Source organism: Pseudomonas sp. GR 6-02, assembly GCF_001655615.1.
Taxonomy (GTDB): domain Bacteria; phylum Pseudomonadota; class Gammaproteobacteria; order Pseudomonadales; family Pseudomonadaceae; genus Aquipseudomonas.
The window spans coordinates 4516710-4530380 of record NZ_CP011567.1; the positions used below are offsets into that span (position 1 = coordinate 4516710).

Consider the following 13671-nt stretch of genomic DNA (forward strand, 5'->3'; position numbering starts at 1 on the left):
CCTGCCGGAATGCGTACTAGCCTCCCCAATAACAATATTGCGCTGGATCTGACCTCTCCTCTTTCTACCTCCGTGATTCACGATCAAACGTTTCAACCACCCGTCGTGCTCAGCCCCCGCCTGCATAACAAGGACCTCGCGCCGACCAAGGCCGAAGGTCGGCGCTGGGGCCGTTACAGCATCTTTGCCCTGTGGACAAACGATGTGCACAACATTGCCAACTACTCCTTTGCCATTGGCTTGTATGCACTGGGCCTGAGCGGCTGGCAGATTCTGCTGTCCTTGGGAATCGGTGCTGCGCTGGTGTATTGCTTCATGAACCTTTCCGGTTACATGGGCCAGAAAACCGGGGTGCCGTTTCCGGTGATCAGCCGGATCAGTTTCGGCATCCATGGCGCGCAGATTCCTGCATTGATTCGCGCCGTTATCGCCATTGCCTGGTTCGGAATTCAGACGTACCTGGCGTCAGTGGTCTTTCGCGTATTGCTGACGGCGGTGCATCCCGGACTCGCCGATTACGACCACAATTCGATACTCGGACTGTCGAGCCTGGGCTGGGTGTGTTTCGTGGCGATCTGGTTCGTGCAGTTGGCGATTCTGGCCTATGGCATGGAAATGGTGCGACGCTACGAGGCGTTTGCCGGCCCGGTGATTTTGTTGACCGTCGCCGCCCTCGCCGGCTGGATGTACTTCCAGGCCAACGCCACCATCGCCTGGTCGATTCGTGAACCGCAGAGTGGCGGTGAGATGTGGCGCAATATCTTTGCCGGCGGCGCCTTGTGGCTGTCGATCTACGGCACGCTAATCCTCAATTTCTGCGACTTCGCCCGCTCTTCTCCCTGCCGCAAGACCATCCGGGTCGGAAATTTCTGGGGCCTGCCCGTCAACATTCTGGTATTCGCCGGGATCACCGTCCTGCTGTGCGGTGCGCAATTTCAGATCAATGGCCGGATCATCGAAAGCCCGACCGAGATCATCGCGTCGATTCCCAATACCTTCTTTCTGGTACTCGGTTGCCTGGCGTTCCTGATTGTCACCGTGGCGGTGAACATCATGGCCAACTTCGTCGCCCCGGCCTTTGTCCTGAGCAATCTGGCGCCCAAATACCTGACCTTCCGCCGCGCCGGGCTGATCAGCGCGACCATCGCGGTGCTGATCCTGCCGTGGAACCTCTACAACAGCCCGCTGGTGATCGTGTATTTCCTGTCGGGCCTCGGCGCCCTGCTCGGCCCGTTGTACGGGGTGATCATGGTCGACTACTGGCAGGTACGAAAAGGCCGGATCAACGTGCCGCAGTTGTACAGCGAAGATCCCGATGGCGATTATTACTACAGCCGTGGGGTCAATTTGCGCGCCGTGGCGGCGTTCATTCCGGCCGCCTTGATCGCCATTGTCCTGGCCCTGGTACCAGGTTTCGACAGCGTCTCGCCATTCTCCTGGCTGATTGGCGCCGGGATTGCAGGGATGCTCTACCTGATCATCGCCAAACGGCAGACTTACTACGCCGATGTCAGCGGTGAAGCCATCGCGGTCGATAACGTCAGCCATTAATCCTCTTGGCGGCCCGGTGACATTGGGCCGCAAACCACTCGCTATAAGGACCTCCCATGCGAATTCTCGTGGTCAACGTCAACACCACCGAATCCATTACCCAGGCCATCGCCCGTCAAGCACAGTCCGTGGCCGCGCCCGGCACGGAAATCATTGGCCTGACCCCGCATTTCGGCGCCGACTCCATTGAAGGCAATTTCGAAAGCTACCTGGCCGCCATCGCCGTGATGGACCGGGTCATGTCCTACGATCAGCCCTTCGATGCGGTAATCCAGGCCGGCTACGGCGAGCACGGCCGCGAAGGTTTGCAGGAGTTGCTCAACGTGCCGGTGGTGGACATCACCGATGCCGGCGCCAGCACCGCGATGTTCCTCGGCCATGCCTATTCGGTGGTCACCACCCTCGACCGCACCGTGCCGCTGATCGAGGATCGCCTCAAACTCTCCGGGCTCTGGGATCGTTGTGCGTCGGTGCGGGCCAGTGGGTTGGCGGTGCTGGAGCTGGAGTCCGATCCAGAGCGTGCGCTGGAGGCGATCGTCCGCCAGGCGGAACTGGCGGTGAGCGAGGACAAGGCCGAGGTGATTTGCCTGGGCTGTGGCGGCATGGCCGGGCTGGATGAACAGATTCGTCAGCGCACCGGCGTACCGGTGGTGGATGGCGTGACGGCGGCAGTGACCATTGCCGAATCACTGGTGCGGTTGGGGTTGTCGACGTCGAAAGTGCGGACGTATGCGACGCCTCGGCCGAAGACCATTATTGGTTGGCCTGGGCGGTTTGGGCGCTAGACCGCGTTATCGTTCTTCGCGGGCAAGCCTCGCTCCTACAGGGGTTTGCATCACTCTGTGGGAGCGTGGCTTGCCCGCGATGGCCTCCCCTCGGTCCCAAGCCGGGCTCAAACTGCACTGAACCGCTGCCCCAACCCCTGCTCGGCAAACTGTTCAATGATGAAGTCGACAAACGCCCGGGTCTTGCCCGGCAGCAGTTTGTGCTCGGCGTAATAGATGGAGATATTGCCATCGTCGACGTACCAGTCGGGCAGCACCCGCTGCAAGGTCCCGGCGTCCAGATAGCCAACGGCGAACGGCATGCTCACCAATGCAATGCCCAAATCCTGGGTCGCCGCCGCGCAGGCTGCTTCCGAATCGCTCATGGTCATTCGCGCCTTGAGCGTCAGCGGGCTGTGTTGCCGGTTGCGACAGGTCAGTTGCCAGGAACGCACGCGCCCCGTCTGCGGCGACCGTATCAGGATGCCATCGTGGCGCTGGAGGTCATCGGGCTCGATGATCGCTTCGTGCCCCGCCAGGTACCCGGCTGAAGCCACCAACACTCGATGGGCGGGCGTCAGCTTGCGCGCCACCACGCCCTGGGGCAGTTCGAATCCACCGCCAATCGCCGCATCGAACCCCTGGCCGATCAGGTCGACCTGACGGTTATCGAAATGCCAGTCCGGGTTGATCGCCGGAAAGCGCCGCAAAAACTCTCCGAGCAACGGCACGATGTACAAGCGCCCGAACACCGTGCCCATGCTGACCTTCAGCGTTCCCGCCGGACGTCCTTCGGCGCTGGCCAGGTTGGCCACGGCATTCTGGATCGTGTGCAGGCTGGCGCTGACTTCGCCGAGAAACAGCTGACCGGCCTCGGTCAGCGTCAGGCTACGCGTGCTGCGCTGGAACAGCCGCACACCAAGCCGCGCCTCCAGCTTGGCGACGCTCTTGCCCACCGCAGCAGGCGTCAGGCTCAAGCGTCGCGCAGCCTCGGCGAAGCTGCCAACCTCAGCGCTGCGCACGAAGCATTCGATACTGCTGAAGGTTTCCATAAGCGCCACTATAAACTTCTGGTTTACACAGACTATAGCAATCACGGTCTACCCGCCGGGTAATGCGAAGCCGATACTCGACTCCGACAACAAGGCAGCCTGCCTTGAACTTCTGGAGATCGACATGACCACTCAACACCTCAGCGGTAAAGTAGCTCTGATTCAAGGCGGTTCACGCGGTATCGGTGCTGCCATCGTCAAACGCCTGGCCGCAGAAGGCGCAGCCGTCGCCTTCACCTATGTCAGCTCTACCGCCAAAGCCGAAGACCTGCAAAACAGCATCATCTCCGCTGGCGGCAAAGCCCTGGCCATCAAGGCCGACAGCGCCGATGCCGTTGCTATTCGCAATGCCGTCAATGCCACCGTCGAGGCCTTCGGCCGCCTGGACATCCTGGTCAACAACGCAGGCGTTCTGGCCGTCGCACCGCTGGAGGACTTTAAACTCGAAGACTTCGACCAGACCCTGGCCATCAACGTACGAAGTGTGTTCATCGCCACCCAGGAAGCCGCCCGCCACATGACCGAAGGCGGTCGCATCATCAACATCGGCAGCACCAATGCCGATCGCATGCCTTTCGCCGGCGGTGGCCCGTACGCCATGAGCAAATCGGCGCTGGTCGGCCTGACCAAAGGCCTGGCTCGCGACCTCGGCCCGCGGGGTATCACCGTCAACAACGTGCAACCAGGCCCGGTCGACACTGACATGAACCCCGCCAGCGGCGACTTCGCTGATAGCCTGATCCCGCTGATGGCTGTGGGTCGTTACGGCAACGTGGAAGAAATCGCCAGCTTCGTCGCCTATCTCGCAGGTCCCGAAGCTGGCTACATCACCGGTGCCAGCCTGACCATCGACGGTGGTTTCGGCGCCTGATACACCGCTCGACTGAAACAAAAACGCCGGCAATCAATTGCCGGCGTTCTTTTGTGTCAGGGATTATCGAATGGTCAGTTCCATTCAAGCGCCGGCAAGCCACATGCACCGGGTTTGAACGCCTTCAACGTACGAAGAATGCCGTCGGCGTGTGCGTACTTTTCGTCGGCCATCGCCGCATCCGGGACCGCAATCGCCGTCATTCCTGCCGCTTTGGCTGCAGTGACGCCGAACGGCGAATCCTCGAATACCAGGCAATCCCGGGGCGCGACCCCAAGGCGTCGCGCCGCCGTCAGGAAAATATCCGGCGCCGGTTTCGCCGCCCCCACTTCCGGGTCGTCAGCGGTGACAATGAAGTCAAACAGCGCGAACCAGTCGCGGTGCAAAGTGGTTTTCTGACCAAACGACTGACGCGAAGAGCTGGTGCCCACCGCGATAGGAATGTTGTTGGCTTTCAAGTGCCGAACCAGTTCCTCTGCTCCGGGCATCGCCAGCGCCGTCGGAAAACGCTCGCGCATCAAGGGCTCGCGGATCACCAGAAACTCTTCGGCGGTGATCGGCAAGTCCAGCGCCTCGACCACATAGCGCGCCAGATCACCCGCGCCACGGCCGATGATGTTCTGTTTGACGCTCCAGTCGAAGGTCCGCCCATAGCGCTCGGCAATGATGGACGTGACCTCGGTGTAAATACCCTCGGTGTCCAGCAGCAAACCGTCCATATCGAAAATCACGGCCTTGATCGGACCGAACTCATCCAAGGGTGCACTCATCGCATCTGATCCGTTTTCTCATGACATCCCAGGACGGCTCAGGTACGGCCGGATCCGTGATGGATTAAAGGGTTCAGCAGCATAGCGAGCGCGATTGGTCGAGAGCAACGGGCAATGCCTGGCGGATACAAAATCCTCTGCCGAGGGCGCCGTGATGATTTAGCGATTTCCCCTACACCAAACACCTCCTTTCCCGACTTCTTTCCTTTTTGATCCCCCGCAAAGTCTCTCGCTCCACATTGATCAGCGCGAGGGATTGCGAATGTTCGAACCTGACAAGGTCCTGGCCTTGAACAACGCCATCGGTCTGCTGGTGGTCGCCGCCATGAACCCCAAACAGCCGGACATCAAAGCGCTGCTTGGTGATTTCCGACTCTGCCTCAACGACTACGAGGCCTGGGCGGAAAACTTCTGGACCGGTGGCGCGCTCAACGTCGAGCAAGTGTTCAAGGTCGGCAACGAAATCCGGCTCAGCGCACCGAAGGACTCCACCGCGCCTTTCAGTTCAACACTCGCCATGTGCCCGGCCAGCGGTCCGTTGACCCTGGTGCATATGTTTGAAGCCGCGCGTTTCGTGCCGATCGGCGATACGCCGGTGATGCTCGAGCCGGTTATCTCCCAGCACAACGGTGAGCTCACGTTCGGTGAGCCCGTCCACGCAACCATCGGCCCCAGCGGCATTCTCGAAATCCCCGAATGCTGGCGCGGCCATCGCTATCGCATCACCTTCTTTCCCGATGTCACCACTGAACACGTCAAAGCGCTCTACGCCTCCTATCAGGGCGTGATCGGCGAGCTGGAAGGCTGGTTGCGCAACGAATGGACGAGCGAATTCGAGCCTTTATGGGCAGATTTTTCCAAAGCAGGTTTCACCCAACGCTACGGCCTGCTGCAACAGGCTGACTGGCACAGTTTCGAGCGCTCGCTGCACGGTTTGTGGGATGACGTGAAGCAGGTCTACGCCCTGGTGGCGGACCTGCAAGGCAGCAGCGAAAAACTCCTTGAGTACCTGACACAAGGCGAGCTTGAGACGCTGCTGAACGCTTCGGCTGAAACCATTGCCAATGTGTTGCTGATGCTGAGCGATGAGCCGTTGATGTTCATCCATCTCGCAGCCTTCACCAGTTGGCTGAGGATGTTGCCGCCGCAGTACATCGCCGAAGTCGTGGCACAAGTTCGTACGGAAATATTAATCAGCTTCCTGCTGGTGCGTCTCACAGGTCCTACGGGCCTGAAGCTCGGCATGAGCGCCAAAGTGCTGGACAAGATCAAGTCCCATCGGGCTCGACAATGGTTGGCGACTGCCAGTTTGCGACTGGCCGAACTGACGGCCAAATCCGACCTGACAGCCCACGCTGGTGTCCTCAAACCGCTCGTGGTCAGCGCGCGCAATGCACCGCTGAGACCTGCGCCGACGGTTCCACTGCAGATCAGCGCCGGCAACTCACCGGTTGTGCACGTGAACAATCCGATCGCCATTGCCCGCGACAAGTCTGCCGCCAAAACCCGGCTGGGTCGTCACGAACCCCACGACGATGCACCGAATCAAGCGAAAAACCCCAATGGCGACAGCGCCGATTGCTCGGCACTGACCTGCACCAACGGCTGCCCTGTGTCGATGGTCAGCGGCGAAGAACTGCTGACCCTGACCGACGGTGCGCTGGACGGGCTGCTGCCGTTTGCCTTCACCCGGTTGTACCGCACCAGCGCGGTGGAAATCGATTGCGGGCTGGGCTGGGGCTGGAGCCATTCGCTGGCGCAGCGGTTGGAGCTGGGCGTTGAACAGGTCGTCTGGATCGACCATGAAAACCGTCGCACCACGTTCCCGCTGCCGAGCAACGAACGCCCAGCGATCCACAACAGCCTGTCGCGCGCGGCGATTTATCTCGGTGATGACCCCGAGGAACTGATCCTCGCGCTGGCCGGCGAGACGAGTCGGTTCTACCACTTTCACAACGGTCGACTAACGGCGATCAGTGACGCCTACAACAACCGCCTGCGCATCACCCGCGACCGTCAGGAACGCATCCAGCGCCTCGACAACGGTGCCGGTCGTTCGCTGCTGTTGTGCTACGAGCGCAGGCACCTCATCGCCGTCGAATACCAGTCGTTTCACCCCAGCGATGACTTGGGTGAAGCCTGGCGTACAGAGCAAACACTGGCTTTCTACCGCTATGACGCCCGCCAGCGCTTGATCGAAGCGATCAATGCCGCCGGCGAAAGCGAGCGTTACGACTACGACGACAACCACGTAATTTTGCAGCGGCAACTGGCCGGCGGCGCGAGTTTCTTCTGGGAATGGGAACGGTCTGGCAAGTCGGCGCGCTGCGTGCGGCATTGGGCGTCGTTTGCGCAGATGGACACGCGCTATGTCTGGGATGACCAGGGCCGCGTCACCGTCCGGAACATCGACGGCAGCGAAGAGGTTTACGTCCATGACGAGCGGGCGCGGCTGGTGCGCCGGGTCGGGCTGGATGGCGGTGAGCAGCTCAAAAGCTACGACGACAGCGGGCGGTTGATTGCCGAGCAGGATCCGTTGGGGGCCGTCACCGAATACCGTTACGACGACGTCGGACGGCTGGTGACACTGATTCCACCGCAGGACGAACCGACGGCCTACGAGTATCGCAACGGTTTCCTGCATGCGCGCTATCGCGGTCAGGCGGTGTGGAAATACCAGCGCAATGCCCAGGGCGATGTCACCGAGGCGACCGATCCCGACGGTCAGGTCACCCATTACCACTACGACCCTCAGGGCCGGTTGCTGTCGGTCCGCTACCCGGACACCAGTCGCCATGTCTTTGTCTGGAATGCCTTGGGCCAGTTGCTCGAAGAGACCTTGCCGGACGGTGGGCAGCGGCGCTTTTCCTACGATGCGCTGGGACGGCAGACGACTCATCAGGACGAACACGGTGCCGTCACCCAGTACCAATGGGACGCCATTGGCCGACTGGTCCAGACAACATTCCCTACCGGAGCCACCCGCGGGTTCAGCTACAACGCCTACAGCAAGATCACTGCCGAACGCGATGAACTGGGCCGCATCACCCGCTATGAATACGTCGACGACCTGCACCTGGTCAGCCGCCGGATCAATCCCGACGGCACCCAGCTCAAGTACCGCTATGACAATGCGCAGCTGCTGCTCACGGAAATCGAGAACGAATCCGGCGAACACTATCGGCTGGACTACACGCCCAGCGGATTGATCCGACAGGAAACCGGCTTCGACGGTCGTCGTACCGCGTACGCCTACGATCTCAATGGTCATCTACAGGAGAAAACCGAGTTCGGTGATGACGGCTCGCAGCTGATCACGGGCTATCAACGGGACTCGGCCGGGCGCTTGCTGGTCAAGACCTTGCCCGACGGCATCCAGGTCGAATATCGCTACGACTTGTTGGGCCGGCTGACCCGCGTCGACGACGGCCACGATCATCCGCTGGAATTCGAGTACGACCAGCAGGACCGGCTGATCACCGAACATCAGGGCTGGGGCACCTTGCGTTATGGCTACGACGCCTGCGGCCAGCTCAACCGCCTGCGCCTGCCGGACGGCAGCAAACTCGACTACCGCCACGCCAAGGGCGGTGCGCTGACGGCCATCGACCTCAATGGCGCACGACTGACCTCGCATACGTTCCTCGCCGGTCGCGAACAAAACCGTCAACAAGGCCTGCTGCTCAGTGAATATGCCTACGACGAACAGGGCCGTCTGAAGGCCCACGCTGTCGGCCAGCACCAACATCCGCTCTACCGCCGCGACTATGCCTACAGCCTCAATGGCAATCTCGACAGCATCGCCGACACCCGCCATGGCCAGCGCAGCTATCAGTACGACCCGCTCAATCGACTGATCCGCGTGCGCCACTCCCGCGACCAACAGCCGGAAAGCTACGCCCACGACCCAGCCGGCAACCTGCTGATGCAGGACCGCCCCGGCCCGACGTCCGTCAAAGGCAATCGCCTGTTGATGCAGGGCGATCGCTACTTCGACTACGACACCTTCGGCAACCTGATCCGCGAGCGCCGTGGCACCGGGCAGAAACTGGTCACCGAATACCGCTACGACTGCCAGCATCGGCTGGTCGGCGTCACTACGCCGGATGGTCGTTGTTCAAGTTATCGCTACGACGCCTTCGGCCGCCGCATCGCCAAAACCGTCGACGGCAAAACCATCGAGTTTTTCTGGCAAGGCGACCACCTCGTCGCCGAACACAGCCAGGACCACCATCGCAGCTACGTCTACGAACCCGGCAGCTTCCGCCCGCTGGCGATGCTCGACGGCAAAGGCCCTCGTAAGGCTTGTCCCTTCTACTACCAGCTCGACCACCTCGGCACCCCGCAAGAACTCACGGACTACAGTGGCGACATCATCTGGGCCGCCCGATACACCGCCTATGGCCGCCTCACCCGCCTCAACCGCGACACCCACCAGGTCCTCGATCAACCGCTGCGCTTTCAAGGACAGTATTACGACGCGGAAACCGGCCTGCATTACAACCGGCATCGCTACTACAATCCGGATATCGGACGGTACCTGACGCCGGACCCGAGCAAGTTGGCGGGCGGGTTAAACAGCTATCAGTACACGCGCAATCCGGCGGGTTGGGTTGATCCGTTGGGGTTGAGTGAATGCCCTGGGGGGGATGGGTGTAAGAAGCCGTCGTTTGGGGATGAGGATCCGGCGGGTAAGACGGGGGTTGATGAGGGGGAGCCAAAAACTCCCTCCCCCAAAAGAGAAGAGGATTACTTATATCGCGGGGACGAGCGAGAGCCTGATGATGTATTTCAAAATGGTTTTAAAAGCAAAGGAAAAAGCAATGATTTATTGCTCCACTCTATAGACAGTGAAAATCCACCCAGTAATTTTATCAGCACATCACCGTCGCGAGATGTTGGCAAGCTTTTCGCCACTGGATATCACACAAAAGTAGGTTACCTCTATACCCTTCAAAAAATAGATGGGTATGACTTACAAAAAGAGCTTGGACAAGCTTATCTTTTCGGACCAGAAAAAGAGATAGCCATAGCTAACCGTATAGAGAATGTCGACGTACTTGGCGCAACGCTAATCGTAGATGACGGCCGAGAGCTCGGCTATTCCATACCAAATCCGTACAGGAAAATAAAAAAATGATATCAAAGGTTGAAATCACCATAAGCATTGACGGCATAAAGGAAGTCGCCAACCTTATATGCGACAACAAAAAAATAACCATAACTCTCACAATGAAAAATGGCTTTAACAAAAAATATTCGGACAGTGACTTTTATAGATGCTTCGCACGTGTCAGAGAGGACAATCCCAACATACAATTTCTCTGCAAGGGATCAAAAATCAACGTACATCCTTCCAGCATGTCATCACAAATGTCTCTTGGGTTGAAAGCATATGAATTGACATTGGGTAAAGCGTCGTCACTCACCGATGTAGTTTATATTTTTGATTATGATGAGAGCAATCTAACAAACGATCCAAATGAACAGCGATCTTTCTACAGATGCTGGATTGAATCAGAAAAGATCTAACCATCAAAAGCCCGGTTCACGTCCGGGCTAAATCAGCTTAAGGAACTCTAACCTCCCGCGCTATCATTTGTCCTATCCGTCCCAATACTCCCAGAACCACCTGATCCTCCAGACCCACTTCCAGAACCACTCCCCATCGAACTTCCACCACTCACCGACCCGCTGCCCTTCCCCGGGTCGATGCTACTCCCGTTGGCATCACCACCTTTGCCACCACCAATGGTGTCCGGTGGCAGCGCCTTCCCATCCGAGGTACCCGCATTCATTTCCGAATAAGGCGGCATCCCGCCCTTGTCGACCGGCGCATCGCGACCGGTAGATTCAGCAAACGCCGCCAATGAACTGATCGACAATAAGCCGACTATCGTAAGCGCCATCCATTTTGACCTGATCATGGTGCATCTCCTTTAAAGAGTGCTTTACCTGATCTCTGGTGGTGATCGCTTTTTAAAGGAGCCGCACAATCGACAATCGGCGATGCACCACCTCACAGGTTTCAGCTCGGTTCGCCCGAGGCGTCATCGCCGGCGATGTCCGGGTCTTCCGGGTCGGCTTCCACATTACCCCGCCTCACATCATCGGCGGGCACCTGTTCCACAGCGGTGTCGTCATCGTCGGGCGGGCGCTGGTCGCGGCGCAGCGAATTGGTGGGCGAAGGCAGCGGATATTCGGGGGTATCGTCGATATCGGAGTCTTTCGGATCAGCGTTCATAACGCACCTCTCAATGGACCTGAAAAGCAGATCCTTGCCTTTCGAGGCCAACACGACAGACACGGTTCGATCAGAGGGATCGAGGTCGGCCCGACCGCAAAATCACTCGTCGTCTTCCTCGTCATACTCATCATTCTCCAGATTGCCCACATCGCCTGCGTCATCGGCATCGTTGAGCGGTACCGTGGCGTCGTCCATCAGGGACCCCGGATCTTCGTTGCCAGGATCGTTGATCGGGCCTTCTTCTTCCTTGTCTTCGGTTTCCGGACTCATGGGCATGCCTCACAACGTTCAGAGTTATATAAAGTTCGAGAGGTCCTACGGCAAATCGTTCCAGCGTCCTATCGATAGAAACGAAAAACCCGGCACTCGGCCGGGTTTTACTTTAACTCGATATCGAGTTAGTGATTCTTGTACTTATTTTTATGCTTGTGTTTGTAGTAGCCGCCACCGGAATGCGAACTGCCGCGGTCATCACCCATGTTGCTGCCCACCGCGCCACCGGCTGCGCCGCCCAGGCCTGCGCCAATGGCCGAACCCGTGGAGCCACCCAGGCTGTTGCCGATCACCGAACCACCCGCCGCGCCGAGACCACCGCCGACGGCCGCTTCTGTGCGACTGCCCTTGCGCGCACCGACCGCACTGCCTGCCGCACCGCCGACGCCAGCGCCCACCGCGGCCCCGGTGCTGCCGCCCAACTGCCCGCCGACTACGTTGCCCAACACACCGCCAAGACCACCGCCGACTGCGGCGTCACCGTTGCCGCCCGCCATTGCGCCCTGAGCGACCAAAAGCCCCAAAAACACCGTGGACAATGTCAAACGCATGAAACGCATGATATGCACCTCTAATTTCCGCATTGGGGGGAAGAACGTGCCGCGGATAGGCATCAGCCTGCATCTGGGTCTGTTATACAGAAAACCAATACCGACTGTATGAGATTTGAGCCACATGATGCAGAAACGTTCCAAAACGAAAAAGCCCGGCATTAAGCCGGGCTTTTTCAGCTGACCTTCAGGATCAATGACGCTTTTTGGACAGGTTGCTGCCTACGCCGCCGCCCAATGCGCCACCCAGGCCTGCGCCGATGGTGGAGCCGTTCTTGCCGCCCAGGCTGTTACCGATTATCGAACCGCCCGCCGCGCCAACACCGCCGCCGATGGCCGCTTTGGTGCGGCTGCCTTTACGTGCGGCAACAGCGCTGCCGGCTGCACCCGCTACGCCAGCACCAATCGCTGCGCCAGTGCTGCCGCCCATTTTTTGGCCAACCACGTTACCCAACGCACCACCCAGACCACCACCGAGCGCGGCCGTGCCGTCGCCGGCAGCCATCGCACCTTGAGCAACCAAAAGGCCCAGAACCAGAGCAGGCAGTGTCAAACGCATAACAAGAACCTCAAAAAAAGGGGAACCGAAAGGCCGGAGATTGAATGCTTTAGCGGAGGGAAAGTCCAGACACAAAACCAGAACAACCTCGCCAATGGCGACGGTTGGACAGCGTTTATGCAAAAGGTTTTATGACAGGCAAAAAAAAGCCCGCTGGGGAGACGGGCCAGGGTACTGCTTTCTAACGGATGAGCTGAGCCTACGGAGGCCGGTGTGAAAAGTTTGTGAAAAAAATACCAGTGCTCGCAAAGTTGTAGGACATTTCTCAGCATTGCCACCGAGCCACGTTTCCCGCCCTTCAGAAACAAGAAACCCCGCTCAATGGCGGGGTTCGTGCTGTGATCGGTTTACTTCCTGGAGGGCGCCCCCAGCTTGGGCATAAATTTCGATTTCGGCCCTCGGGTCCGAGGCACTGCAGATTTGATTTTGTTGATTTTGATACGGTCTTCGCCGAAGCTCGGCACATAGTCCGTCTGACCACACTGCACGCAATCATTGATTGGAAACTCTGCACCGTCGTCTTCGATATACGGCTCAGCCATATCTTCGCTCCTCTCAAAACGGGTCGATACCGGCAAGCCCTTTTTGCCTGAAAAATATCGACCACCCTGGTTTTTGAGACTAGCCGGTCATTCCCAGACTTGTGATTCAGATCGTTACATGCCCGACGAATGGCCAGTACCGAGCAACCTACCTCAGCTTGACCGCCGTCCCGGTCACAAACACCACCACCATTCCACCCTTGCCGGCAGGCATGCTGATCTCATAATCGAGCCCCACCACCGCATCCGCCTGAAGCGCCCGCGCCCGCTCCTTGATCTCCTCGGTCGCCTGAACCCGCGCCTCCTTCAATGCCCGCTCCAACGTCTGAGAACGCCCACCAAAAAAATCCCGCATCCCGGCGAACATATCGCGAATCACGTTAACGCCCTGCACCGACTCGGCGCTGACGATGTCCAGGTAGGCGGTGATTTGCCGACCTTCGATGGTGTGGGTTGTGGTGGTGATCATGAGATGTCCTTGTTCAGAGCTG

13 protein-coding genes are annotated in these 13671 nt (G+C 59.0%); 5 read left to right on the forward strand and 8 right to left on the reverse strand.

Annotated features, from left to right (window positions below; all coding sequences use genetic code 11):
* Positions 1–9 precede the first annotated feature (9 nt).
* Both PGR6_RS19710 and PGR6_RS19715 read left to right on the forward strand, forming a co-directional pair.
* Positions 10–1551 (forward strand): NCS1 family nucleobase:cation symporter-1, encoded by a 1542-nt coding sequence (locus tag PGR6_RS19710; RefSeq protein ID WP_064619196.1) that lies wholly within the window; start codon positions 10–12, stop codon positions 1549–1551.
* Positions 1552–1607: 56 nt separating this feature from the next.
* Positions 1608–2336 (forward strand): aspartate/glutamate racemase family protein, encoded by a 729-nt coding sequence (locus tag PGR6_RS19715; protein WP_007942162.1) that lies wholly within the window; start codon positions 1608–1610, stop codon positions 2334–2336.
* Between the two features lie 107 nt (positions 2337–2443).
* On the opposite strand, the gene PGR6_RS19720 is transcribed toward PGR6_RS19715, so the two are convergent.
* Complete coding sequence (locus tag PGR6_RS19720) at positions 2444–3367, reverse strand: LysR family transcriptional regulator (RefSeq protein WP_018925244.1); 924 nt, start codon at positions 3365–3367, stop codon at positions 2444–2446.
* A 124-nt stretch (positions 3368–3491) separates the two neighbouring features.
* Here PGR6_RS19720 and PGR6_RS19725 point away from each other — a divergent pair, with 124 nt between their 5' ends.
* Positions 3492–4238, forward strand: coding sequence for a 3-oxoacyl-ACP reductase family protein (locus PGR6_RS19725; RefSeq protein WP_028941072.1), 747 nt, complete (start codon positions 3492–3494; stop codon positions 4236–4238).
* A gap of 74 nt (positions 4239–4312) precedes the next feature.
* On the opposite strand, the gene PGR6_RS19730 is transcribed toward PGR6_RS19725, so the two are convergent.
* Positions 4313–5008 carry an HAD-IA family hydrolase gene (locus PGR6_RS19730; RefSeq protein WP_064619198.1) on the reverse strand — a complete coding sequence of 232 codons (696 nt, stop codon included), beginning with the start codon at positions 5006–5008 and terminating at the stop codon, positions 4313–4315.
* Positions 5009–5270: 262 nt separating this feature from the next.
* Here PGR6_RS19730 and PGR6_RS19735 point away from each other — a divergent pair, with 262 nt between their 5' ends.
* Together PGR6_RS19735 and PGR6_RS30465 are read left to right on the forward strand one after the other, a co-directional pair.
* Entirely contained in the window at positions 5271–10148 is a 4878-nt protein-coding gene (locus tag PGR6_RS19735; protein WP_064619202.1) for an RHS repeat-associated core domain-containing protein, read from the forward strand.
* Complete coding sequence (locus tag PGR6_RS30465) at positions 10145–10540, forward strand: hypothetical protein (protein WP_064619204.1); 396 nt, start codon at positions 10145–10147, stop codon at positions 10538–10540. Before PGR6_RS19735 ends, PGR6_RS30465 begins: the two co-directional genes overlap by 4 nt.
* A gap of 496 nt (positions 10541–11036) precedes the next feature.
* Here the strand turns inward: PGR6_RS30465 and PGR6_RS19745 are convergent, their stop codons facing one another.
* The 6 genes from PGR6_RS19745 to PGR6_RS19765 all read right to left on the reverse strand — a co-directional run bounded on the left by PGR6_RS19745 (position 11037) and on the right by PGR6_RS19765 (position 13649).
* Positions 11037–11252, reverse strand: a complete 216-nt coding sequence (locus PGR6_RS19745; RefSeq protein ID WP_018925239.1) for a hypothetical protein — start codon at positions 11250–11252, stop codon at positions 11037–11039.
* Between the two features lie 102 nt (positions 11253–11354).
* Positions 11355–11525 carry a hypothetical protein gene (locus PGR6_RS30240; protein WP_018925238.1) on the reverse strand — a complete coding sequence of 57 codons (171 nt, stop codon included), beginning with the start codon at positions 11523–11525 and terminating at the stop codon, positions 11355–11357.
* A gap of 128 nt (positions 11526–11653) precedes the next feature.
* Positions 11654–12079 carry a glycine zipper domain-containing protein gene (locus PGR6_RS19750; RefSeq protein WP_026286342.1) on the reverse strand — a complete coding sequence of 142 codons (426 nt, stop codon included), beginning with the start codon at positions 12077–12079 and terminating at the stop codon, positions 11654–11656.
* Between the two features lie 193 nt (positions 12080–12272).
* Positions 12273–12638, reverse strand: a complete 366-nt coding sequence (locus tag PGR6_RS19755; protein ID WP_019648242.1) for a glycine zipper domain-containing protein — start codon at positions 12636–12638, stop codon at positions 12273–12275.
* A gap of 347 nt (positions 12639–12985) precedes the next feature.
* The gene (locus PGR6_RS30475; protein WP_007940781.1) at positions 12986–13180 is read right to left on the reverse strand and encodes a hypothetical protein; all 195 of its coding nucleotides are present in this window, start codon (positions 13178–13180) and stop codon (positions 12986–12988) included.
* A 148-nt stretch (positions 13181–13328) separates the two neighbouring features.
* A complete protein-coding gene (locus PGR6_RS19765; protein WP_019648241.1) occupies positions 13329–13649 on the reverse strand; it encodes a YbjQ family protein in 321 nt (106 codons plus the stop codon).
* Between the last annotated feature and the right edge of the window lie 22 nt (positions 13650–13671).

Excerpts from the sequence above, each read along its gene's own strand:
- PGR6_RS19710 (WP_064619196.1), top strand. The coding sequence starts at position 10 with ATGCGTACTAGCCTCCCCAATAACAATATTGCGCTGGATCTGACCTCT.
- PGR6_RS19715 (WP_007942162.1), top strand. The coding sequence starts at position 1,608 with ATGCGAATTCTCGTGGTCAACGTCAACACCACCGAATCCATTACCCAG.
- PGR6_RS19720 (WP_018925244.1), bottom strand. The coding sequence starts at position 3,367 with ATGGAAACCTTCAGCAGTATCGAATGCTTCGTGCGCAGCGCTGAGGTT.
- PGR6_RS19725 (WP_028941072.1), top strand. The coding sequence starts at position 3,492 with ATGACCACTCAACACCTCAGCGGTAAAGTAGCTCTGATTCAAGGCGGT.
- PGR6_RS19730 (WP_064619198.1), bottom strand. The coding sequence starts at position 5,008 with ATGAGTGCACCCTTGGATGAGTTCGGTCCGATCAAGGCCGTGATTTTC.
- PGR6_RS19735 (WP_064619202.1), top strand. The coding sequence starts at position 5,271 with ATGTTCGAACCTGACAAGGTCCTGGCCTTGAACAACGCCATCGGTCTG.
- PGR6_RS30465 (WP_064619204.1), top strand. The coding sequence starts at position 10,145 with ATGATATCAAAGGTTGAAATCACCATAAGCATTGACGGCATAAAGGAA.
- PGR6_RS19745 (WP_018925239.1), bottom strand. The coding sequence starts at position 11,252 with ATGAACGCTGATCCGAAAGACTCCGATATCGACGATACCCCCGAATAT.
- PGR6_RS30240 (WP_018925238.1), bottom strand. The coding sequence starts at position 11,525 with ATGAGTCCGGAAACCGAAGACAAGGAAGAAGAAGGCCCGATCAACGAT.
- PGR6_RS19750 (WP_026286342.1), bottom strand. The coding sequence starts at position 12,079 with ATGCGTTTGACATTGTCCACGGTGTTTTTGGGGCTTTTGGTCGCTCAG.
- PGR6_RS19755 (WP_019648242.1), bottom strand. The coding sequence starts at position 12,638 with ATGCGTTTGACACTGCCTGCTCTGGTTCTGGGCCTTTTGGTTGCTCAA.
- PGR6_RS30475 (WP_007940781.1), bottom strand. The coding sequence starts at position 13,180 with ATGGCTGAGCCGTATATCGAAGACGACGGTGCAGAGTTTCCAATCAAT.
- PGR6_RS19765 (WP_019648241.1), bottom strand. The coding sequence starts at position 13,649 with ATGATCACCACCACAACCCACACCATCGAAGGTCGGCAAATCACCGCC.